Raw genomic sequence first — 21,793 nt, 5'->3', positions numbered from 1 at the left:
CTTGCGGCGCCGTCGCGCAATCTGTGTTTTCGATAACCATAGGCCCTCATGCGGACAATCCTCGCAGCCAATCAAGGGGCTCAAAGATCCATCCAAATAATGGGGCGAATAAGGTTCTCGTTCTCTGTCCGCCATCTATCATACGACAAAGAGGCATCTATATCCTGTATTCTTTTTTTAGGTCAAACACAACATATAGTGTTTCAGCAGGTCAAAGCAATTGGTCAATTTGCAGACGCATTATAAATGAAGGCCTCTTGGCAGACTGCTAAAACGTTATCAACCCAACTACCTGCACAGCAGTTTTGAAACCCCCTCAACCGTGCCGCCGCCAAATAGCACCAAAACCAAGCTGCTCGCGCCAAAAGAATCCAAAAGATTGTCCTTGACCAACATGTTGCGGTCATGATGGGCCAGGACACATGCAATCTGCCGGCACCCCTACGGGATACAAAGACCATCGCGTACGGACCTTGGATCAATATTTGATGACTTATTTGGCGGCGCGCTTGGTGGCAAAAAACAAAACAGCCCAGAGGACATAGCCTCTGAGCTGCGAACATTTGGTGGGCGTTAGAAGATTTGAACTTCTGACCTCTTCCGTGTCAGGGAAGCGCTCTCCCCCTGAGCTAAACGCCCAAATGGAGCGGACAACGGGGCTCGAACCCGCGACCCCAACCTTGGCAAGGTTGTGCTCTACCAACTGAGCCATGTCCGCTTACGAGGATTAATCTTACGTGATGCCCGCATCCTATGCAAGAACTTTTTTTGAAAAGTTTTGCGACGCCCTCGCGAACCTCGCGAAGACATCAGCCACCACGGAAGGCGCAGGCAAACGCAAACTCGCCGCAAGAGGCCCTTACATCTCACCGAGCATGATCCAGGCAGAGCTGTCCTGCGCGAGTCTGCCGTCTGCAAGCGCTGATGAGGTGAGCAGGACCCTGCCCGCCGGCAGCTCCACGGGTGCTGCACCGAAGTTCGTCACGCACGCCCAGCCGTTATCGCGGCGATAGGCGATGACGCCGCCCTCAGCGCCCTCGGCACCATCCGCAAGACCGGTGCGCCCGTCAAGATCGAGCCACGCAAGATCGTTGGCGCACCCGCGCAGCTTGCGCCGCAGCCAGAGGGCGTCACGATAGAGCGCAAGCATCGATGTCGGGTCCGTTTCTTCCCTATCGGCAGCATAATCGAAAAACCATGCAGGCTGCGGCAGATGGGGCGCCGCATCAGCGTCCGCCGGCGAAAACCCAAACGATCCGCCCTGCGCGGGATCGTCCGCCGCTACCCACGGCAGGGGCACACGACAGCCGTCGCGCCCCTTCTCGCGCTTCGGTCCGCGCGTATTGGTTGCACTGGGATCTTCGAGTGCAGTCCACGGGATATCAGCCACCTCAAAAAGACCGAGCTCCTCACCCTGATACACGTATGCCGAGCCCGGAAGCGCCAGTTCAAGCAAAAGAGCCGCCCGCGCGCGGCGCTCGCCGAGTTCACGGTCCTCGTCATAAGACGACCCGTCGCGTAAGAGCCAGTCGAGCGCAATCTGGTGGTAGCGCGTCGCCTTGATTTGCGGCAGGGCATAGCGCGTCGCCACGCGCGGCACGTCGTGGTTGGAGAGTACCCAGGTCGAGGCGGAATCGGATTCGATAGCTGCCTTCAAGCCCTCCTCGATTGCAGCGTGCATGTCATCATAGGTCCAAGTGGCCTTGGCAAACTCAAAGTTGAATGTCTGGCCAAGCTCGCTGGGACGCGCATAGAGATACTGGCGCTCAGGCAGCACCCACGCCTCGGCAACGGCGCTGCGCGGCGGATTATAGCGGTCGAACACGCGGCGCCACTCGCGATAGATCTCGTGGACCTCGTTGCGGTCCCACAGCGGATGGGCGCCGTCGTCAACCATGTCATCGCCCTCGGCGAGATGCCACCGGTCGAGGTCATCGCGGTCGAGATCCTTGGCGAGACCGTGCGCCACATCGATGCGAAAGCCATCGACGCCTCGATCGCTCCAAAACGCCAGGACGTCGCAAAAGAACGCGTGAACCTCGGGGCATGACCAGTCAAAGTCCGGCTGCTCGGGCGTAAACATGTGCAGATACCATTGACCGTCCGCAACACGCGTCCAGGCGGGGCCGCCAAAGTTGGCATTCCAATTGGTGGGAGGCAGCTCGCCATGCTCGCCGCGACCATCGCGGAAGATATAACGGGCGCGCTCGGGCGATCCGGGGCCGGCGGCAAGAGCGGCTTTGAACCAGGGGTGCTGGTTGGATGAATGGTTGGGCACGATATCGACGATGACCTTGATGCCGCGCGCGTGAGCCGCAGCGATCATGTCATCGAAGTCGTCAAGCGAGCCGAGACGTGGGTCGACATCGCAGTAGTCCGCCACATCATAGCCGCCATCGACAAGAGGCGAAGGGTAAAACGGGCTCAGCCAGATGGCCTCGATGCCCAGCCGCTCAAGATAGTCCATCTGCTGGGTAATGCCCGCGATATCGCCCAGACCCGAACCGGTCGAATCCTTAAACGAACGCGGGTAGATCTGATAGATCGCGGCATCGGACATCCATGAGCGCGAAGAGGACTTTTCTGCAGCCATGGGGTGAGCCTCCCTTGCAACGAGGTTTTGCGAGATGCCCACGATGATACGCCCAAAGCTGTCATTCGAGGCAAACAACGCCACAGCCACACCCCAAAACGCTCGCTCCCTCTCGGGCTCGAGCCTCCTGGGACGAATCGATCGATTAGTGAAAAGAACGGAAGACTCACTCCCCCGGCCACAACAGCGAGCGGGCTCCGGGTGCCCCAGGTTGCCGCGAAAGAGGAGGGAAGCGTACTTTATGTACGCGACCGACGATTGAGGGGGCAAGATGGGGTGCCCGGGGCTCGCGCAGCGTCAACAAAAAACGCGGTTCGTTAGAACCGCGTAAGATAGTTGGAGCGGACAACGGGGCTCGAACCCGCGACCCCAACCTTGGCAAGGTTGTGCTCTACCAACTGAGCCATGTCCGCATATGTAAAACAAAACGGGCGCCGGAGCGCCCGGATGTTGCCTGGAGGCGAAGCCCGGATTCGAACCGGGGGTAAAGGCTTTGCAGGCCTCTGCCTTACCACTTGGCCACTTCGCCGAAAAAGGACCGCCTAAACGGTCCGGAAATGCAATGGAGCGGACAACGGGGCTCGAACCCGCGACCCCAACCTTGGCAAGGTTGTGCTCTACCAACTGAGCCATGTCCGCTTGCGGGTTATTAATTTACGCGAGTTATCCAAAAGACGCAAGTACTTTTTTCAAAAAAGTTGCCGGCCGCGTGTTCTTGGTGGCTAAACGCGCTAAAGCGATTGGCTAGGCACGCGATTCCAGTGCTCCGCTAAATAGCTTCACCATCTGCACGCGCGTGCCGGTGCCGTCTGTGCGACGAGCAACCTCCACGTTATCGACAAGCATACGCATAAGCTTGATACCACGGCCGCGTTCCTCAGATGCGACCGGTTCGCTCGCTCCATCGATAGAATAGCCGGCACCCCGATCAAGCACCTCAACCACGACGCGATCGCCATAGGCCTGAACCGTCAGGACGCACCCGATACCGCCCGCATGGTCATAGGCATTACCCAGCGCCTCCCCCGACGCCAACGCGACATCGTAGCGCTCGTCGCGGCGCAACGGAAGCGATTCAAGGAGTTCGGCGATGCGATGTCGATAGTATGGAAGATTCTCGATACCCTGTCGGACCTCGACGCTCTTGCTCCATCGTGGCAACTCTCCCACCGGAATAGCGGGAATCGACTCACGCGCCGGACCCGCAACATGAAGGATGTCGACAAGTCGGGCAATCTCCAAAAAGCGAATGACCTCATCGGAGGCGTTAACGAGCGAAAGCAGGCCCTCTCGCCTCATGAGCTCTCTGGCACGTGTAAGCAAAAACGCCAAACCCGTCGAGTCGATAAAGCCCACGGCCTGGCAATTGATGACAACGCGACGCACGCCCCGGTCGATCAGATTATCCAACCGTGGACGCAGCACGGACACCGAGGCGATGTCGACATCACCCGGTGGCGTCAAAACCGCTATGTCATTCCACTCATTCATACGACCATGGTTCCCCAAAAGAGCTCGCTCGATGCATACATATCTGCAGCTGCGCAGATTTTGCCCGTCAAGTATCGCGGTCTACGATCGACCCCGTAAAAACTCAAGGGAAACCAGCGCAATGTCATCGTCCAGCGCCGACTCGGTAAAGCGGTCAAGCTCTCCCAAGACCTTACCGCAGATTCCCGATACACCCTCACCCGAGACAGAGAGCAAAAGGTCACGAAGGCGCTGCTCGCCAAAGAAAGCACCCGAGCGATCACGTGCTTCGATTGCTCCGTCGGTATACATGAATAGCATGTCACCAGGAGCGAACGTAAACACGCCTGTCTCGTACACCATGCTCTCAAAGGCACCGATCACGCCCGATTGGCACCCAAGGAGCTCCACTTCTCCCCCTCGGGTTTCTCCGCCGCCAAGCGGCGTCGACGACGGTCTAATGACCATAGTGGGAGGATGTCCCGCAGAGCAGTAGGTAGCGCGACCCGCTTTAAGATCAATCTTGGCGATAAACGCCGTCACGAACGTCTCGACCCTCGAAAAGCCCATGAGCATGCTATTGAGCGAGCGGGCCATACGGGCGGGCCCAGCACCCTCCCAGGCATAGGCCGTCAGCGCCGTCTTGACGAGCGCTGACATCGACGCCGCCTCGATTCCTTTGCCGGATACATCGCCCAAAATCATAACGGCGCAATCGTCGGGAAGACGGACAAGAGTATAGAAGTCGCCGCCAACCAACGCCGAATTCGTTGCCGAAAGGTATACCGAATCGGTCGCGATACCCGGAACGTCACCAAGCGAATTTCTCATGCCAATCTGGAGGGTCTGAGCGATATGGCGCTCCTCGCGCTTTTGAGATTCGCCCTCGTAGATCAGTTCAAAGTCATGCGCCAAGTGCACCAAGTAGTCATATTCAAGGTCATCAATCGGCTCTTGACTACCGTCACGAAGCAGAAGCGCGCGCGTCGTCGGGCCTTTCGCAACAGAAGCAGGAACGATCGCGTCGTTGCTGTGTTTGCCATCACCCTCAGAGCGCGGGCGCCCCGCCTCGATGCCGGTGTCGACGTAGAGACCCTGGCAAGGCAGACCATGCGCCCTAAGCCAGCCTCCCATAGGCATCGATTCGTCAACGCGAGTTATACGGACGTGTTTAAGATCCTCGGCACTCGTGCCGCCCAAAACAGACGCCTCAAAGCCATCAGAGCCAACCCCCAAACGTGCCGCTGGCGCCGTCGTGGAAAAGAAAAGTTTCTCGGGATCGTCCGGCAAAGCAACGCGACTGCCGCCTTCAAAATCTATGACATAGGAGCCCAGACTGGCGTCATACTCAACAGGGCAAAAATGACAGTTGAGCATATTGCAAATCTCGGACGATATAGCCTGGGTAGCCGCGGCGGAATCGTCTAGAAAGGTAAACAACTCATCACGTAAGACATTGAGCGAGCGGCCAAGCTCGGCCGTGCGACGAGAGCGAAGGCTCGATGCCATGCCGACCAGCTGGATAGACAGGTAATCGCAAATGACCTCGAGTACATTAACGTCATAGGCGAGCGGTGCCTGAGGGCGCTTCCAACCAACTTCCAGCACGCCAAGGATCTGCGTACCGTAAAAAACGGGAAGACAGATCTCGCTGCGGTACGGAGGCATATCCTGCACGCGCAACAGGTGCTTAGAACGATTGTCCAGGTCCATGAACATACCGGAGGCAGCCCTATCACCCTCAAGGTCCTGTTGAATCGACAAGCGACAGGCACGCGACTCGCGAAGAACATACGTCGGAATGCCAGCGCCATACGGCAAAAACTCGGGCAGGTAGCTGTCGTGCAGCTCCTTGGAGACACCGCGAAGCTTAAAACCGCCGCTCTCAGAAAAATAGATAGCGGCACCCGAAGCATCGAGCGTTCCTACAAGCTGGTTCAAAACGATATCTAACAAACTGGGCAGCTCATCGGAGCCCACCGTGCTCATAATGACCGACAATGTACCCGAGAGACGCTTATTCGCCACTCTAAGCTCCGAAAGCGCACGCTTGAGCTGACGGTCGTGCGAATACTGTTCTTCGATGCTATGGAGTGCCACCAGAACGCGCGGCGCACGGCGGCCAAAGATTCGAGGCGGCGTAACCGAGCCGGCACAAACCAGGACGGGAATAAACGATCCGTCACTTAACTTGAGCATCAACTCGCTCTTTGTTCCATTGGTCTCAAAAGGAAGCCGATGCTCTGTCGCGCGTTCAAAAGCCGACGAGTACAAGAGGTCTTTAACGTCCCCGTTGATCACATCGGAACGCTCCTCGCACATCAAGTCGAGCAAGCGATTATTTACATGCAAAATGGTTCCGTCGAGCTCGCAGATAATGACAGCATCGCTCGTGATCTCGACCAATTGGGCAACGTCCGCCCACTCATTGCGCTCAAGCGTTTCCATCGTGAACCTCACCGTCTATCGGTAACAAAAAAGCCTCCGAAGAGGCTTCTCAAATGCGATGGTGTCGGAGGCGGGACTTGAACCCGCATGACCAAAAAGCGGTCACTAGCACCTCAAGCTAGCGCGTCTGCCAATTCCGCCACTCCGACATGCTATGTTGTTGATTCGCGGTTCGCTTTGTTGAACCCGCGCGTTCAACGAGGAAGATAATAACCTATGTTTCGAGAACTGCGCAAGCACTTTTTTGAAAAAAGTTTACGAATTTGTAAATGCGCAGGTAGATCCGTATGTCCGGTCCTGTATCGGTGTTGCCTCCCGGCGCATCCTCGGGCATGAGCGATATTTTGCTACGCATTTCGTGCTGCAAAATATCGCTCCCCCTGCGGAATGCGCCGGGAGGCAACACCGATACGGGACCTACGGCCACACACTCCATGCACCGTTCTCAAACATGTTCTGGGGCTGATGCAAATCAGAACCACCCTTAAAAAGGGTGGTTTGCTCTTAGGGTATAACCCACGGGCCCCGGGCTCGCGTCTAAAGGCGCGGGCCCGGACTTCGTCCAGGCCTAGTGCATCTTGACCCGCGGCGCGCCGGTCGAACCGGCGGGATCACCCCCTCTTGAAGGAGTCCTCGTACTCCTTCACGCTCAGCTTGTCCAGCGCGATGTCGTGGGACTCCTGCTCCCTGATGTACTTGGCGATCGTCGCCTCGTTCAGGCCGACGGTGGACACGTAGTAGCCCTCCGCCCAGAACTTCCTGTTGCCGAACTTGTACTTGAGGTTGGCGTGCCTGTCGAATATCATCAGCGAGCTCTTCCCCTTCAGGTAGCCCATGACGCTCGCGACGCTGTACTTCGGCGGGATCGCCAGCAGCACGTGCACGTGGTCTGGCATCAGGTGCCCCTCGATTATCTCGATCCCCTTGTACTCGCACAGCTTCCTGAGGATCTCCCCTATGTCGCTCCTGATTTGGTTGTAGATCACTTTGCGCCTATACTTCGGCGTGAACACGATGCGGTACTTGCACATCCACTTCGTGTGGGAAAGGCTGTAGGCCTTCTGGGCCATGGCGACCACCCCTTCGACTCGAATTCTTGACGGCCTGAACAATCGTCAATATCGGTCGGAGGGGTGGCTTTGTAAAGCCGTTTGTCTCCACCCGCGTAGCGGGTGGTTCAAAGCTGGCCGCTGCGCGGCCAGCAGACTAAAGTCTTGAATTTGGCGGCTCGGCTAAGCCGAGCCCTTATATACGGAGGCCGGAGCTAAAGCTCCGGCCTCACTAAATTTCATATTAGATAAAGTGAGCGATCAAGGAATCGAACCCCATTACAGTCTGAAGTGGGCCACCGATAAATTTCGATGGCGAGCATTCGGCGCATTGCCTACGATACGGGCAAGCCCCGAGGGGCCGCCGATCGGGCGCCTCCGGATGGCCGTCTGCCCCTGCCCCGTAGAGGGCCCGGGGGGTGTTGCCACCGGGGGCGCTCGCCGCTCCGGACGACTGATAGGAAACTGCCGGGCGCAAGCGCCACGGCCAGGTAATGTGGGTGTCGCAGGGAGGGGTTCCGATCGGCCTACCGATTGGAGGATAACACCGTGGCACCACCTAGAATGCCGGAAGCCGTCATCGGGCTCGATGTCGGGAAATTGTCCCATTGGGCATGCGTCGCGACCCGGGACGGCGAGATACTGCTGAGCGCCCCCGTCGCGAACAGGGAGGGCGATCTGGACTCGCTGTTCGGCCGCTTCCCCGACGCGCTCGTGGTCGTCGACCAGTCGCGCAACATAGGCGCCCTCGCGCTCGCCCGCGCCAAGGCGGCCGGGATGTCGGCGGCGTACCTGCCGGGACTCGCGGCACACGGGGCCGCCAGGCTCTTCGCCGGCGACGCCAAGACCGACGAGCGGGACGCAATGGTCATCGCGAAGACGGCGCTGGGCATCCCCGACGCACTCCTGCCGGTCGGGGATCCGGGCCCGACGGTCGCGGCGGCGAGGGCGCTGGCCGCCCAGAGAAACTTCCTGACCTGCGAAAACACCAGGAGCAAGAACCGGCTGCGCAGCATCCTGCTGGAATCGTGCCCCGCCTTCGAGGCGTTGGTCGACCTGTCCGACGGTCCCCAGCTGAGGCTCATGGCATCCCTCGGCGGGGCCTGGTCGGTGGCCGACGCCGGGCCCCGCAGGGCGGCGGCGCTCACGCGCGGGGCGGCGCGCGGCAAGATCGAGGCCCTCGTCCGCTCGACGGCCTCCTCGACAAGGCCGGACGCGGCGGCCATCGCCGCCGAGGACCGGGCGGTGAGGCTGCTCGCGCGCAGGATCTCCGAGAACTCGGCGGAGATCGATGTGATCACGGCGGAGATATCCGCCCTCCTCGAGGGCGACGATACCTACCGATGCCTCCTGACGGTGCCGGGGATCGGCCCCAAAACCGCTTCCGAGCTCGCGATCTCCATAGATATCGAAGACTTCCCAAGCCACGACAGGCTCGCGTCGTACTGCGGCCTGGCGCCGCGCAACCGCCAGTCGGGGACCTCGATCTCCTCGGTGACGGCATCGCGCCAAGGCAACAAGAGGCTGAAGAACCTGCTCATATTCTCGTGCAACTGCCTTACCCGGACAGAGGGAAGATGGGGCGATTACTACGCTAGGTGCCGAGAGCGGGGCATGCCGCACGGCAAGGCGCTCAAGGCGCTGGCACGAAAGAGGCTGAAGGTCATCTACGCGATCATGCGGGACAGGGTGCCCTACGCCGCCTAGTCGAAGCGCTCCGAACAGATTGGAGCCCATCGGCCGAAAGGCCTGGCGTTAGCATGTCGCGATTCAATCTCGAAAACAGCATTGCCCAGTTGACAAAACTATAGGAACACCCCCCTGCAGTGGCAACACAGGGCCCGTGCTGGATTTAGTTTTCAGAACATTCCGCACTGATATTTTCTGTATTGAAGACGTCGATGATGCACCCGTATACCATTGACGTCGACACCATCAGATGCGGACCGCGCGGTGACCCCACATTCCGCTGGCGCCCACAGGGCTGCCCTCGTTTCCTGACATGTCCCGCGCGGGCCGCGGCGAGCCGAGACCGCCGCATGACCTAATAGGAGCATGGAGCGATACCGCGGACCCGAACAACCGCATTCTATCGCGCCCCGTCAGTGTGCCGTCTGCCCGGTCCAGGCGAGCACGGAAAGAACGGAGCGAGACATGCAAAACGAATCGGCACCCGGCGCCCGCGGGCCGGTCTTCTGCGGGGTCGACACCCACGCCGACTCGCACTGGCTGTGCGTCCTGGACTGGAGGGGCCGCAAGGTCCTGTCCCGCCAGTTCCCCGCCGACGCGGCGGGCTACGAGGCGCTCGCCGGGGCGATCGCGGCGGCCGGGGAGCCGGCCTGCGTCGCGATGGAGGGGACGTCGTCCTACGGGGCGGGCCTCACCAGGCACCTCGCGTCGCTGGGGATGCCCGTGCGCGAGGCGCTCTCCCCGGCGAGGACGCAGAGGAGGCGCCCGGGGCAGGGGAAGTGCGACGAGGCGGACGCGGAGAGGGCCGCCCGCGCGGCGATATCCGGCTCAAGGCTCGGGACTGTTAGCGCTAATCTAAAATTAACCACTTTCGCAAACGCATCTCGCCGAATGCGCTAACGCGCTTTCGCCGACCCCGCTAACGTACTTTCACCAACTGCGCTAACGGAACTATGCTCCGATCGGGTATCCGACCCGGGAGGAGCGGGATATGGAGCGAAACGTAATGGGAGAGCTGAACGTCTACAGGGGGTCCGGCGCGAAGCCGAACTTCAGCGAGATCGCGAGGAGGCACGGCATGGACCGGCACACGGTCGCCAAGTACTGGCGGGAGGGCGAGGCCGCCGCCGACGGGAGGTCCGCGAGGGGCAGCGCCTTCGACCCGCTCGAGGAGGTGATCCGCGCGAAGGCCCAGCTGCCCGGGATGACCAAGATGGCCGTGTACGCGTTCCTGCGCGAGGGCCGCGGGGAGGGGCTGCCCGGGTACGGCGCCTTCACCGCATGGTGCCGGGGCCGCGACGTGCCCTTCGGGGGTGTGGGCGGCCGCGAGCCGCACCCGCGGTTCGAGACGCCCCCGGGCAGGCAGCTGCAGTTCGACTGGAAGGAGGGCATGAGGCTCGTCGACTCGGAGGGCGAGGTCTTCGAGTTCAGCGTGTTCACCGCGACGCTCGGCTATTCCCGGAAGCACCGCTTCATACCGGTCAGGAGCCGCACGCTCGACGACCTGCTGTCCTGCCTGCTCGCCACCTTCACCCGCCTCGGCGGCGTCCCGGAGGAGTGCATCACGGACAACATGTCGTGCCTGGTGACCGTCTCGGGCCGCAGGAGGACCAGGCAGGAGAGGGCGTGGCGGTTCGCGCGGGAGGCCGGCTTCGAGCTCAGGCTCTGCGCGCCGCGCTCGCCGCAGACCAAGGGCAAGGACGAGTCGGCCAACCGCTTCCTGAACCGCCTGCTCGCCTACGGCGGCGAGTTCACCGGGTGGAGCGGCCTCGCCGAGGCGGTGGCCCGGATCGAGGCCCAGGCAAACTCGGAGCCGAACCGCACCACCGGCCTGCCGCCTGACGCGCTGTTCATGCGGGAGAAGGAGAGCCTGCGACCCATCGGGAACCTCCGTCTCCTCGAGTCGATGGTGGGCGACGTGAGCGTCCAGACCGTCCCGCCGACCATGCTCGTCAGGGCCGCCGGCAGGGAGTGGTCCGTGCCCAGGCGCTGCATCGGCCGGCGCGTGAGCGTCATAGCGATGCCCGGCGGCCAGGTCGTGGTGAGGATGGCCGGCGAGGAGGTCGCCGTCCACGACGCCGCGTCCGGGCCGTCGAGGCCCATCAACTACGACCCCGACCACTATGGGCAGGCCCTCGAGGGGAAGCGCGGCCTGGCCGACGCGGACATCGCCGAGGCCGCGCGCGCCAACCTCGCGCTGCTCGACTCGCTCGGAGGGGCGTGATGGGCGCCGTCGCGGAGGGTAGCCCCTCGATCAGGGCGCAGGCGAACCTCTCCGCGCTCGGGCTGCACGAGATGGCGGCGTCCCTGCCCGACTACGTGAGGATGGTCGCCGCGGGCGAGCGGGGCTTCGCCTTGGATTGGCTACACTGATGTGGACAGTTCCGGGAGGGGCGCAGGAGACGGGAGGGCCGTATATGAGGGACCCCAGGCACCCGAGGCATTTCACCGACGAGTTCAAGAGGCAGATAGTCGACCTCTACAACGCCGGCAAGCCCAAGCGCGAGATCATGGACGAGTACGACCTCGGCAAGAGCACCGTGGAGAGGTGGATCAAGTCGATAAACGCGACCGGCTCGCCGCGCGCCGCGTGCAACCGCACGCCCGAGCAGAACCGGATCCTGGAGCTCGAGCGCGAGAACCGCAGGCTCCGGATGGAGGTCGACGTCTTAAAACAAGCGGCGCTGATATACGCTCGAAAGTGAGGGCCATAGCGGCCAACGAGGGCCGCTACCCCATATCAGCGCAGTGCAGGCTCCTCGGCGTCGCGAGGTCGACGTACTACTCCATGCGCTCGCGGGCCGACCGGCCCGCCGCGCCGGACCCCGCCGCGCCGGCCGTGGTCGCGGCCCACGCCGCCAGCAAGGGCCGGTACGGCTCGCGCAAGATAAAGGCGTCGCTCGAGAGGTCGGGCGTCACCGTCAGCCGGCGCCGGGTCTGCCGCATCATGAGGGAGAACGGCCTGGTCAGCGCATACGGCAGGAAGAGGTTCAAGGTGCACCCCGGGGCGGTCAACGAGGCCGACGTGCCCAACGTCGTCGCGCGCGGCTTCGGCGGCAGGGCGCCGCGCACCCATATATGCAGCGACCTGACCTACGTGCGCGTCGGGGCCTCGTGGAACTACGTCTGCCTGCTCGTCGACCTCTACAACAGGGAGATCGTCGGCCACTCCGCCGGGCCCAGGAAGGACGCCCGGCTGGTCAAGTCGGCGTTCGCGACGCTCTCCTTCCCCATCTCGGACATCGAGGTCTTCCACACGGACCGCGGCAGCGAGTTCGACAACGCCGAGATCGACCTGATGCTCGAGGCCTTCGGCATTGAGAGGTCGCTGTCGGCCAAGGGCTGCCCCTACGACAACGCCGTCGACGAGTCGACCAACAGGATACTGAAGGCCGAGCTCGTCCACCGCGAGACGTTCGGCACGACGCGCGAGCTCCGGGCCAAGCTCTCGGACTACGTGCACTGGTACAACAACTTCAGGATCCACTCGACGCTGGGCTACATGTCTCCGGTCGAGTTCAGGGAGGCGGGGCTGTCCCTCCCGGAATCGTCCAAATAGGTGTTGCCAATCCACCTCCGCCCTCGAGGAGATGACGCGCGTCGAGGTCGCCGCCCGGGAGGTCAGGATTACCAGCCAGCGCATACGGTCGTCGGGGTTCCCCTACGTCAAGGGGCTGGCGGACTTCGACTGGGACTTCCAGCCGTCGGTCCCGCGCGCCGAGATCGAGGAGCTCGCGACCCTGAGGTTCGTCGAGCGGGCCGAGAACGTCCTGTTCGTGGGGAGCCCCGGCGTGGGCAAGACGCACCTCGCCGTCGCGCTGGGCATCGAGGCGGTCAGGGCGGGGCGCGAGGTCAGGTTCGTGGACTGCGCCCGGCTCGTCGAGGACCTGGAGGACGCCTCGTCGCGCGGCATCCTCAAGAAGAGGCTCAAGTACTACGCCCACTCGAGGCTGCTGATCATCGACGAGCTCGGCTACCTCGACGTCGGTAGCGCGGGCGCGGACCTGCTGTTCCAGCTGATATCGACGCGCTACGAGCAGCGCTCGACGATCATCACCACCAACGTGGGGATCAGCGGCTGGGGCAGGGTGTTCGGGGACGACGTGGCGGCGAGCGCGATCGCGGACAGGGTGTGCCACCACTGCCACCTGGTCAAGATAACGGGCAGGTCCTACAGGCTGAAGGACCTGCCGAGGGACGGTCCCGTCAAGCCGTGACCGGAATCGGTGAAAATACGTTAGCGCAACCGGTGAAACCGCCTTTGCGCGAACGGCACGCCTGTTTAGCGAAACTGGTGAAAAATAGATTGACGCTAACAGGGACCCCCAAGAGCCAGGACGGGTGGGTCGACGGGGTGCGCTGCATGCTCGCGGCGCGCTCCGGGGCGGTGAAGGCGCGGACCTCGGCGATCAACACCGCGAGGTCGCTGCTCACCACCGCGCCGGAGGGGCTCAGGTCGAGGTTCCGCGGCATGGGAGGGCCGAGGCTGATGGAGGAGCTCCCCTCCGTGCGCGCCGAGGGCGCGCTGGGCGCCGCGCTCGGCGCGCTGGCGGACCTGTGGGCGGCGGCGCGCGACGCGGCGCTCGACATGGAGCGCGCGATCGAGGCGTCCCTGGAGGAGAACTGCCCCGCGCTGCTGGCGATGTACGGGTGCGGGCCCGTGAGCGCGGCCAAGCTCGCGGTCGCGGCCGGGGACAACCCGGGCAGGCTGCGCTCCGAGGCGTCGTTCGCGGCGATATGCGGCGCCTGCCCCATCCCCGCCTCGAGCGGCAAGACCGTGAGGCACAGGCTCAACAGGGGCGGCGACCGGCAGGCGAACAGCGCGCTGCACGAGATCGCGAGGCAGAGGGTCATGCGCGACCCCGAGACCGCCGAGTACGCCGAGAGGGCCAGGGGGCGGGGAAAGAGCGACAGGGAGGTCATGAGGTGCCTCAAGCGCTACGTGGATTGGCAACACCTATTTGGACGATTCCGGGAGGGACAGCCCCGCCTCCCTGAACTCGACCGGAGACATGTAGCCCAGCGTCGAGTGGATCCTGAAGTTGTTGTACCAGTGCACGTAGTCCGAGAGCTTGGCCCGGAGCTCGCGCGTCGTGCCGAACGTCTCGCGGTGGACGAGCTCGGCCTTCAGTATCCTGTTGGTCGACTCGTCGACGGCGTTGTCGTAGGGGCAGCCCTTGGCCGACAGCGACCTCTCAATGCCGAAGGCCTCGAGCATCAGGTCGATCTCGGCGTTGTCGAACTCGCTGCCGCGGTCCGTGTGGAAGACCTCGATGTCCGAGATGGGGAAGGAGAGCGTCGCGAACGCCGACTTGACCAGCCGGGCGTCCTTCCTGGGCCCGGCGGAGTGGCCGACGATCTCCCTGTTGTAGAGGTCGACGAGCAGGCAGACGTAGTTCCACGAGGCCCCGACGCGCACGTAGGTCAGGTCGCTGCATATATGGGTGCGCGGCGCCCTGCCGCCGAAGCCGCGCGCGACGACGTTGGGCACGTCGGCCTCGTTGACCGCCCCGGGGTGCACCTTGAACCTCTTCCTGCCGTATGCGCTGACCAGGCCGTTCTCCCTCATGATGCGGCAGACCCGGCGCCGGCTGACGGTGACGCCCGACCTCTCGAGCGACGCCTTTATCTTGCGCGAGCCGTACCGGCCCTTGCTGGCGGCGTGGGCCGCGACCACGGCCGGCGCGGCGGGGTCCGGCGCGGCGGGCCGGTCGGCCCGCGAGCGCATGGAGTAGTACGTCGACCTCGCGACGCCGAGGAGCCTGCACTGCGCTGATATGGGGTAGCGGCCCTCGTTGGCCGCTATGGCCCTCACTTTCGAGCGTATATCAGCGCCGCTTGTTTTAAGACGTCGACCTCCATCCGGAGCCTGCGGTTCTCGCGCTCGAGCTCCAGGATCCGGTTCTGCTCGGGCGTGCGGTTGCACGCGGCGCGCGGCGAGCCGGTCGCGTTTATCGACTTGATCCACCTCTCCACGGTGCTCTTGCCGAGGTCGTACTCGTCCATGATCTCGCGCTTGGGCTTGCCGGCGTTGTAGAGGTCGACTATCTGCCTCTTGAACTCGTCGGTGAAATGCCTCGGGTGCCTGGGGTCCCTCATATACGGCCCTCCCGTCTCCTGCGCCCCTCCCGGAACTGTCCACATCAGTGTAGCCAATCCAACGTGGCCAGGGAGGCGTACCGGGCGCTGATGCGCCCGCACGAGATCAGGAGGCCCGAGGACGCCTCGGAGCTCGTGGCGGCCAGGCGCGCGGCGAAGGTCAGCCAGGTGAGGGCGGCGTCCATACTGGGCACCAGCGAGAAGTACATCTCGATGCTGGAGAGGGGCCAAAGGGAGCTCAAGCCCATAAGGAGGGCCTACGAGGCATGGGTCGAGGCCGGACTTCCGCTCGATTGGGACAGGCAAGCCTTCGAGGCCGAGCGCAAAATGGATTCTAAAAAACACCTTGCCAAATAGGAGCGTCAGACCAGGAAACCCCCTTATCCGCAGCTCCGAAGGAGCAGGATAAGGGGGTTTCCATGGTCGAGGACGTTCTGAAAACTAAATCCAGCACGGGCCCGGACGAGAACAACCGACTAAAGGTCGATGTGCGATTCCTTGATCGGGAACGGCTCGGCGAAGTGGCAGGCGCAGCAGTGGCCCGGGGCAACTTCCTTAAACTCAGGAAGCTTCTCGGAACAGATGCCCTGCGCGATCGGGCAGCGCGTGTGGAAACGGCAACCGGTCGGCGGATCCAGCGGTGACGGCGGATCACCGGCAAGGATGATGCGCTTACGGGTCTTCTGGATATCCGGATCGGGAACCGGCACGGCAGACAGCAGCGACTGCGTGTACGGATGGTGAGGCTCGCTATAGAGCGTCTTCCAGTCCGAAACCTCGACCATCTTACCCAGATACATAACGGCAACGCGATCGGAGATGTGCTGTACGACGGACAGGTCGTGTGCGATAAACAGATACGCGGTACCGAACTTGTCCTGCAGTTCCTTGAGCAGGTTCAGAACCTGGGCCTGAATGGACACATCCAGAGCGGATACCGGCTCGTCACAGATAATCAGCTTGGGCTTCAGCGCAAAAGCGCGGGCAATACCGACACGCTGACGCTGGCCGCCCGAGAACTCATGCGGATAGCGGTTGATGTGCTCGGGGTTCAGTCCAACGACGTCGAGAAGCTCACGGACGCGCTCAATGCGCTCCTCCTTGGTGCCCACGCCGTGAATGGTCATGGGCTCGGAGACAATCTCACCGATGGTCATACGAGGGTTGAGCGAAGCATAAGGATCCTGGAAGATAAACTGCATCTCACGACGCATGTCCTTGATCTCATGCTTGCTCATCTCGGCAACATCTTTGCCCTGGAAGAACACCTTGCCGGCGGTCGGCTTGGTCAGACGCATGATAGTGCGGCCCGTGGTGGATTTACCGCAACCAGACTCGCCAACCAGACCAAAGGTCTCGCCAGGATAAATCTCAAAAGAGATGTCGTTTACAGCAGAGACGACGCGCTTGGAAAAACGCTTGGCGAACATGCCGGACTCTGCGGGAAACTCCTTGGAGAGGTGCTCGACCTTCAGCAGTGGAGTGCGCTCGTTATTGTCTGCCATTTACGCCTCGCCTCCCTTCTTGGAATCCTTGCGCGTACGGGACGTCTCAGGAGCGTTCTTGAGGAACTCGGGGTCACTGGAATAGTGGCACGCAGAATAGTGACCGGACTCGGTGACAACGCGCTCAGGGCGCTGCTTGCGGCACTTGTCCGTCGCGTAGGGGCAACGAGGAGAGAAGACGCAGCCCTCAGGCAGGTTCATGAGCGAAGGCGGGTTGCCGTGAATCGGCGTCAGCGGCTTCTTCTCTTCGATTGCCTGCTCCGGGATGGAGCGGATAAGACCCCAGGTGTAGGGGTGGCGGCTCTCGTAGAAGATTTCCTCAGCAGTACCGAACTCAACGGGGCGGCCGGCGTACATAACCATGATCTTATCGGCCATATCGGCGACAACACCCAGGTCATGGGTAATCATGATGATGGCGTTGCCGTTCTTCTCCTGCATCTCCTGCATGAGCTCGATAATCTGAGCCTGGATGGTAACGTCCAGGGCAGTCGTGGGCTCGTCGGCAATCAGAATATCGGGATCGCAGGCAAGGGCCATGGCAATCATGACTCGCTGACGCATACCGCCAGAGAACTGGTGCGGATACTCATTGACGCGCTTCTCGGGCTCGGGGATACCCACGAGGTCCAAAAGCTCGGTGGCACGCTTGAGCGCCTCCTGCTTGGAGTAGCCACGGTGCAGACGAAGACCCTCGCCCACCTGCCTGCCGATCTTATAGACCGGGTTCAAGGAGGTCATAGGATCCTGGAAGATCATCGCGATATCGTTGCCGCGAATGTGCTGCATCTCTTCCTCGGTCATTTCGAGGATGGAGCGGCCGCGATAGCGAACGTCACCGCCCTCGATCTTTCCCGGAGGCATCGAGATGAGGCCCATGATGGTCATGGCGGTCACGGACTTACCGGAGCCGGACTCACCGACGACGCCCAGGGTCTCGCCGCGATCGAGCGTGTAGGAGACACCGTCGACAGCGCGAACAACGCCATCCTCGGTGTGGAAATACATCTTAAGGTCATCGACCTCGAGCAGATGCTGGCCCTCAGGAACCGGCTGGTCCTTCAGGTCCACATAGTTCTTGTTCTTCTTCATCCTTATGCGTCCTTCATCTTGACGTCGAGGGCGTCGCGCAGACCGTCACCCAGCAGGGTGAAGGCGAGCACCGTCGAGAGAATTGCCAGACCGGGCATGATCATCATCCAGGGAGCGGTCAGAAGATACTGCTGACCGTCCTGAATCATGGAGCCCCACGAAGGCGTAGGCGGAATAACGCCCATGCCGAGGAAGGACAGAGCGGACTCGGTCAGAATGGCGCCACCAATGTTCATGGTCGCGTAGACCACGATGGAGGCGACGGAGTTCGGGAAGATGTGACGCACGACGATACGAGCATCAGATGCACCCATCGCGCGCGCTGCATCAACATAGTCGTTTTCCTTGACCGTCAAGATTGCAGAGCGGAAGACGCGCGCAATCGAAGGCCAGCCAAGAATGCCGATGGCGATAAAGACGTTCTGAAGACCACGGCCGATAACGGCGATCATGGCGACAACGAACAGCACGTACGGGAACGCCAGGAAGATGTCCGCACAGCGCATGATGATCGTATCCCAAATGCCGCCGTAGAAACCGGCCAGGGCGCCCATGACCAGACCGATCAATGTGGAGATGGCGGTGGCCATGATACCGACAGAAAGCGAAACGCGTGCACCGTAGATAACGCGGACGAGAATGTCGCGACCGAGGGCATCGGTGCCAAACGGGTGCTCGGCACACGGAGCCAGTAGCGATGTCTCGGCCATGGTGGTCGAATCGGAAGCCGTCGGCGAACCGAGCCAGGGCTTAGCCCACAGATCTGCGGTCAGGGCAACCACAACGACGATGATGATCCAGCAGACACCGATAACGGCGAGCTTGTTCTTACGAAGACGCTTAAAAGCGTCGCCCCACAGCGTGCGGGACTTGGCGGGAGCAGATGCGACCTTGGTGGCGGTAGCCTGCTCCTGAGACTGAGAATCAGTTTCCTGCATGAGACGTACCTCCCTTAGGCCTTATCCGACGGACCGCCAAGGCGGATGCGCGGGTCGAGGAATGCATAGCTAATGTCGACGAGCAGGTTGATCACCATGACGACGACAACGATGAGCGTAACGCCGCCCATAACGATGGGCCAGTCACGCATGCTAATGGCGCGATAGACCTCATAGCCGATACCGGGCCAGTTGAAGACCGTCTCGGTCAGGATGGCGCCCGAAAGCATGCCGCCAAAGTCGACACCAATATAGGTAACGACGGGGATGAGTGCATTCTTAAGCGCATGCTTGACGATGATCGCACGATTGGAGAGACCCTTGGCCTTTGCCGTACGGATGTAATCCTGGTTCATGACGTCAAGCAGCTGCGAGCGCATAATGCGCGCAGCATAAGCGGTCGAAACCGAAGCCAGCGTAATGGTCGGAAGCACATAGTGCATCCAATCCTGATACTGAGAGCTGGAACCGCCGGCACCCGAGATCGGCATGGAGATTGCACCGCCCGTGGCGTCCTTGAGGATGACGCCAAAGAACAGCTGCAGCAACATACCGAGCCAGAAGGCCGGGACCGCAACGAGGATCGACGTGGTGAGCGTTACCAAAATATCCCAGAAGGAATAACGCTTTACCGCCGAAATGATACCCGCACCGATACCCATAATTGCCTCGAGCACGATGGCGCACGCGGCAAGTTTGACCGTATACGGATACTTCTGGGCAAAGATTTCCGTAACCGGCAGCTTGCGCTGATACGAATTGCCCAGATCGCCATGAAGCAGGCCGTTCATGTAATACAAGTAACGGTCCACGAGCGACGTTTGAACGGGGTCGCCGTTCTCGTCAAGGATCGCGTTGCCGTCATCGTCCGTCTGGACCAGGTGATAGCGAACGCGAAGCTGAAGCTCCACCTCGGGGGACAGAGCCTTGTCTCCACCGATCAGCTTGATCGGATCTCCCGGCACGATATTCTGGAGGGCGAACAGAATCAGCGTAACGCCCAAAAACACCGGGATGAACTGAAGCACACGTTTAACGATGTACTTACCCATACCACTCCCCTATCTAGGGATTAACCTAAATGGGATGCCGATCGCCAGACCGGCATCCCAAAATTACCATCAGCCAGTTTACCCCAGGTTAGGGAGAACTGTATGTTTCCCATGAGGTCTACGTAAATACTTGACCCTCACGGAAGCTGCAAACTCTTAGGCGAGCTCAGCGGTACCCAGATCGGCGTGCTTCTGCGGATCGACATAGAGGTGCTTAATGCGATCGGAGCCGGCGATGGTGTGCGTGTAGAACATAATCGGGATGACCGGGCAGTCGGCAGCGACCATTGCGTCGGCCTCCTGCATCTTAGCGACGCGCTCCTCGTCGTCAACAATAGTACGAGCCTCGTCGACCTTGGCGTCGAACTCGGGGTTGTTGTAACCGGAGCGGTTGTCGCCACCGAGGGAGTCGGAGTGGAACAGCGGATACAGGAAGTTGTCCATGATCGGGTAGTCGGCAATCCAACCCAGACGACCGAACTGATAGTTAAAGTTCTGATACTGCTCGAGCAGGGCAGACCACTCAGGGGTATCGGAGACAGCGGTAACGCCAACCTTGGCGAGGTCACCGATGATGGACTCCATGATCTCCTTGTGACCGCCGTCCTGGTTGTAGGACAGGGTCACGCTAATGCCACGATCCCCGTTAGCGCCAGCGGGAGCAACCTTGTCGAGGTACTCGTTAGCCTTGTCGACATCGTAGGCGCAGAACTCCCATGCGCCCTCCTTGTAGCCATCGATGCCCGGAGGAACAATGCCGTCGGCAGGAGTACGGGTACCCTTGAAGATGGTCTTGCAGATGGCCTCACGGTTGATGGCCAGGGAGATACCCCTGCGCAGGTCGGCGTTGCTGAACGGCTCGGCCGTGGTGTTGCAGGTCAGATAGTACGTGGAAGGCTCGGCGCCGAGCAGCATGCGCTCGCCGTCACCCATGGTGTAGCCGTCCTTGGACACGCCGCGATCCTTCTTGGCGGCGTCGATCTGAGCGACGGGAACGTCGCAGACATCGAGGTTACCGGCCTGGAACTCCTTGTAGGCGGTCTCCATGTCCTTGATGACCTGGAAGTGGATGCCATCGATCTTGGCCTTGTCGCCATAGTAATCGTCGAACTTCTTGACGTTGATCTCCTGGCCATCCTCCCACTTGCCGTCCATCATGAACGGGCCGTTACCGACCGGGGCGAGGTAGAAGCTCTTGACATCGGACTCGGCGCACTCGGGAACCGGGGCCAGAGCCGGGTGAGAGGCGACGAAGGGGAAGTCGGCGTAAGCGGAAGCCAGCTTGACGACGAGGGTCTCATCGTCGGGGCAGGTAACACCGCTGAGCTCGGTAGCGTTACCGGCAAGCAGATCGTCATAGCCCTCGACCATGGAAAGGTGATAGGAGACCTCGGAAGGGCCGTACTCGGTAGCGACAGCCGACTTGGTGTTGACCAGACGCTCCCAACCGAGCTTGAAGGACTTGGAGGTAACGTCGTCACCGTTGTGGAACTTGGCCTTCTTGATCTTGAAGGTGAACTCGGTGGCGTCGTCGTTGGCCTCGAAGGACTCGCAAGCCAGCGGAACGATCTCGCCCTTCTCGGCGTCATAAGAGGTCAGAGCATCAAAGAGCTGGTACTCGACCTGAGTGCCCTGGTCCTCCTGGACATTGTAGGGGTCGATGCAGACCGGGTTGTTGATGTAGAAGTTCAGCTTCGAACCGGACTCAGAACCGGAAGCGTCGCCGCCCTTCTTGCCGCATGCGGCAAGAAAAGCCATGGAGCTCGCAGCAAGGGTACCGCCGACAAAGGCGCGACGACCCATAACGGGCTGGTGGAACATAGAATCAGCCATGCCATCCTCCTTATGAGATAGGACA

The 21,793-nt window shown here is 61.3% G+C and carries 16 protein-coding genes, 6 tRNA genes and 2 pseudogenes; 8 read left to right on the top strand and 16 right to left on the bottom strand.

Annotation, left to right across the window (positions count from 1 at the left end; genetic code table 11):
• Positions 1-564: 564 nt before the first annotated feature.
• From GXM19_RS00455 to tnpA, 10 genes are all read right to left on the bottom strand, one after another.
• A tRNA-Val gene (locus GXM19_RS00455) sits at positions 565-639 on the bottom strand.
• Positions 640-642: 3 nt separating this feature from the next.
• A tRNA-Gly gene (locus tag GXM19_RS00450) sits at positions 643-718 on the bottom strand.
• A gap of 141 nt (positions 719-859) precedes the next feature.
• Entirely contained in the window at positions 860-2,593 is a 1,734-nt protein-coding gene (locus tag GXM19_RS00445) for a glycoside hydrolase family 13 protein (protein ID WP_040358623.1), read from the bottom strand.
• 337 nt (positions 2,594-2,930) lie between these two features.
• Positions 2,931-3,006: transfer RNA gene (locus GXM19_RS00440), tRNA-Gly, on the bottom strand.
• Between the two features lie 42 nt (positions 3,007-3,048).
• Positions 3,049-3,122: transfer RNA gene (locus tag GXM19_RS00435), tRNA-Cys, on the bottom strand.
• A gap of 34 nt (positions 3,123-3,156) precedes the next feature.
• Positions 3,157-3,232, bottom strand: a tRNA-Gly gene (locus GXM19_RS00430).
• 105 nt (positions 3,233-3,337) lie between these two features.
• Positions 3,338-4,084, bottom strand: a complete 747-nt coding sequence (locus GXM19_RS00425) for an anti-sigma factor antagonist (protein WP_006234414.1) — start codon at positions 4,082-4,084, stop codon at positions 3,338-3,340.
• An 81-nt stretch (positions 4,085-4,165) separates the two neighbouring features.
• On the bottom strand, positions 4,166-6,511 hold the full coding sequence (locus tag GXM19_RS00420; protein ID WP_006234415.1) for a SpoIIE family protein phosphatase: 2,346 nt from the start codon (positions 6,509-6,511) through the stop codon (positions 4,166-4,168).
• Between the two features lie 59 nt (positions 6,512-6,570).
• Positions 6,571-6,660, bottom strand: a tRNA-Leu gene (locus tag GXM19_RS00415).
• Between the two features lie 462 nt (positions 6,661-7,122).
• The gene (gene tnpA / locus GXM19_RS00410) at positions 7,123-7,581 is read right to left on the bottom strand and encodes an IS200/IS605 family transposase (protein WP_006234417.1); all 459 of its coding nucleotides are present in this window, start codon (positions 7,579-7,581) and stop codon (positions 7,123-7,125) included.
• Between the two features lie 528 nt (positions 7,582-8,109).
• On the opposite strand from tnpA, the gene GXM19_RS00405 reads away from it, so the two are divergent.
• From GXM19_RS00405 to GXM19_RS11260, 7 genes and pseudogenes are all read left to right on the top strand, one after another.
• Positions 8,110-9,267, top strand: a complete 1,158-nt coding sequence (locus tag GXM19_RS00405; RefSeq protein ID WP_225093533.1) for an IS110 family RNA-guided transposase — start codon at positions 8,110-8,112, stop codon at positions 9,265-9,267.
• 348 nt (positions 9,268-9,615) lie between these two features.
• Complete coding sequence (locus GXM19_RS11265; protein ID WP_082222973.1) at positions 9,616-10,149, top strand: IS110 family transposase; 534 nt, start codon at positions 9,616-9,618, stop codon at positions 10,147-10,149.
• A gap of 91 nt (positions 10,150-10,240) precedes the next feature.
• The gene (istA, locus tag GXM19_RS00395) at positions 10,241-11,473 is read left to right on the top strand and encodes an IS21 family transposase (protein WP_006234496.1); all 1,233 of its coding nucleotides are present in this window, start codon (positions 10,241-10,243) and stop codon (positions 11,471-11,473) included.
• Complete coding sequence (locus GXM19_RS00390; protein ID WP_172544905.1) at positions 11,473-11,622, top strand: hypothetical protein; 150 nt, start codon at positions 11,473-11,475, stop codon at positions 11,620-11,622. The genes istA and GXM19_RS00390 overlap by 1 nt, the downstream gene beginning before the upstream one ends.
• A gap of 44 nt (positions 11,623-11,666) precedes the next feature.
• Positions 11,667-12,808, top strand: a protein-coding gene (locus GXM19_RS00380) for an IS3 family transposase (RefSeq protein ID WP_370448105.1) whose coding sequence is annotated in 2 segments (ribosomal slippage) — positions 11,667-11,925 and positions 11,925-12,808 — 1,143 coding nt in all. Because the reading frame shifts where the segments join, the coding sequence is not laid out codon by codon here.
• A 22-nt stretch (positions 12,809-12,830) separates the two neighbouring features.
• Positions 12,831-13,466: pseudogene (gene istB, locus GXM19_RS00375) on the top strand (IS21-like element helper ATPase IstB); the annotation flags it as partial.
• 146 nt (positions 13,467-13,612) lie between these two features.
• Positions 13,613-14,071, top strand: a pseudogene (locus tag GXM19_RS11260) (transposase); the annotation flags it as partial.
• A 135-nt stretch (positions 14,072-14,206) separates the two neighbouring features.
• On the opposite strand, the gene GXM19_RS00365 reads toward GXM19_RS11260, so the two are convergent.
• Positions 14,207-15,348 (bottom strand): IS3 family transposase gene (locus tag GXM19_RS00365; RefSeq protein WP_370448105.1). Its coding sequence is split into 2 segments (ribosomal slippage): positions 14,207-15,090 and positions 15,090-15,348, totalling 1,143 coding nucleotides; the frame shifts between segments, so codons are not numbered across the junction.
• Between the two features lie 63 nt (positions 15,349-15,411).
• Between GXM19_RS00365 and GXM19_RS00355 the strand changes: the two genes are divergently transcribed.
• The gene (locus GXM19_RS00355) at positions 15,412-15,705 is read left to right on the top strand and encodes a helix-turn-helix domain-containing protein (RefSeq protein WP_147293033.1); all 294 of its coding nucleotides are present in this window, start codon (positions 15,412-15,414) and stop codon (positions 15,703-15,705) included.
• Positions 15,706-15,824: 119 nt separating this feature from the next.
• On the opposite strand, the gene GXM19_RS00350 is transcribed toward GXM19_RS00355, so the two are convergent.
• From GXM19_RS00350 to GXM19_RS00330, 5 genes are all read right to left on the bottom strand, one after another.
• Positions 15,825-16,853: an ABC transporter ATP-binding protein gene (locus GXM19_RS00350; RefSeq protein ID WP_006236139.1), complete on the bottom strand. Its 1,029-nt coding sequence runs from the start codon at positions 16,851-16,853 to the stop codon at positions 15,825-15,827.
• On the bottom strand, positions 16,854-17,945 hold the full coding sequence (locus GXM19_RS00345; RefSeq protein WP_006236140.1) for an ABC transporter ATP-binding protein: 1,092 nt from the start codon (positions 17,943-17,945) through the stop codon (positions 16,854-16,856).
• 2 nt (positions 17,946-17,947) lie between these two features.
• The gene (locus GXM19_RS00340; RefSeq protein WP_006236141.1) at positions 17,948-18,883 is read right to left on the bottom strand and encodes an ABC transporter permease; all 936 of its coding nucleotides are present in this window, start codon (positions 18,881-18,883) and stop codon (positions 17,948-17,950) included.
• 14 nt (positions 18,884-18,897) lie between these two features.
• Positions 18,898-19,935 (bottom strand): ABC transporter permease, encoded by a 1,038-nt coding sequence (locus GXM19_RS00335; protein ID WP_006236142.1) that lies wholly within the window; start codon positions 19,933-19,935, stop codon positions 18,898-18,900.
• Between the two features lie 156 nt (positions 19,936-20,091).
• Complete coding sequence (locus GXM19_RS00330) at positions 20,092-21,768, bottom strand: peptide ABC transporter substrate-binding protein (RefSeq protein WP_040359996.1); 1,677 nt, start codon at positions 21,766-21,768, stop codon at positions 20,092-20,094.
• Positions 21,769-21,793 lie beyond the last annotated feature (25 nt).

The organism is Collinsella aerofaciens ATCC 25986 (assembly GCF_010509075.1).
GTDB lineage: Bacteria > Actinomycetota > Coriobacteriia > Coriobacteriales > Coriobacteriaceae > Collinsella > Collinsella aerofaciens.
Note: the sequence above shows the minus strand (reverse complement) of the source record. Positions and strands in the feature narration are given on the sequence as shown.

Coding starts and splice junctions, on each gene's coding strand:
- GXM19_RS00390 (WP_172544905.1), top strand. CDS start 11,473: ATGGGCGCCGTCGCGGAGGGTAGCCCCTCGATCAGGGCGCAGGCGAAC.
- GXM19_RS00420 (WP_006234415.1), bottom strand. CDS start 6,511: ATGGAAACGCTTGAGCGCAATGAGTGGGCGGACGTTGCCCAATTGGTC.
- GXM19_RS00335 (WP_006236142.1), bottom strand. CDS start 19,935: ATGGGTAAGTACATCGTTAAACGTGTGCTTCAGTTCATCCCGGTGTTT.
- GXM19_RS00345 (WP_006236140.1), bottom strand. CDS start 17,945: ATGAAGAAGAACAAGAACTATGTGGACCTGAAGGACCAGCCGGTTCCT.
- tnpA (WP_006234417.1), bottom strand. CDS start 7,581: ATGGCCCAGAAGGCCTACAGCCTTTCCCACACGAAGTGGATGTGCAAG.
- GXM19_RS00330 (WP_040359996.1), bottom strand. CDS start 21,768: ATGGCTGATTCTATGTTCCACCAGCCCGTTATGGGTCGTCGCGCCTTT.
- GXM19_RS00350 (WP_006236139.1), bottom strand. CDS start 16,853: ATGGCAGACAATAACGAGCGCACTCCACTGCTGAAGGTCGAGCACCTC.
- GXM19_RS11265 (WP_082222973.1), top strand. CDS start 9,616: ATGGAGCGATACCGCGGACCCGAACAACCGCATTCTATCGCGCCCCGT.
- GXM19_RS00425 (WP_006234414.1), bottom strand. CDS start 4,084: ATGAATGAGTGGAATGACATAGCGGTTTTGACGCCACCGGGTGATGTC.
- GXM19_RS00340 (WP_006236141.1), bottom strand. CDS start 18,883: ATGCAGGAAACTGATTCTCAGTCTCAGGAGCAGGCTACCGCCACCAAG.
- GXM19_RS00445 (WP_040358623.1), bottom strand. CDS start 2,593: ATGGCTGCAGAAAAGTCCTCTTCGCGCTCATGGATGTCCGATGCCGCG.
- istA (WP_006234496.1), top strand. CDS start 10,241: ATGGAGCGAAACGTAATGGGAGAGCTGAACGTCTACAGGGGGTCCGGC.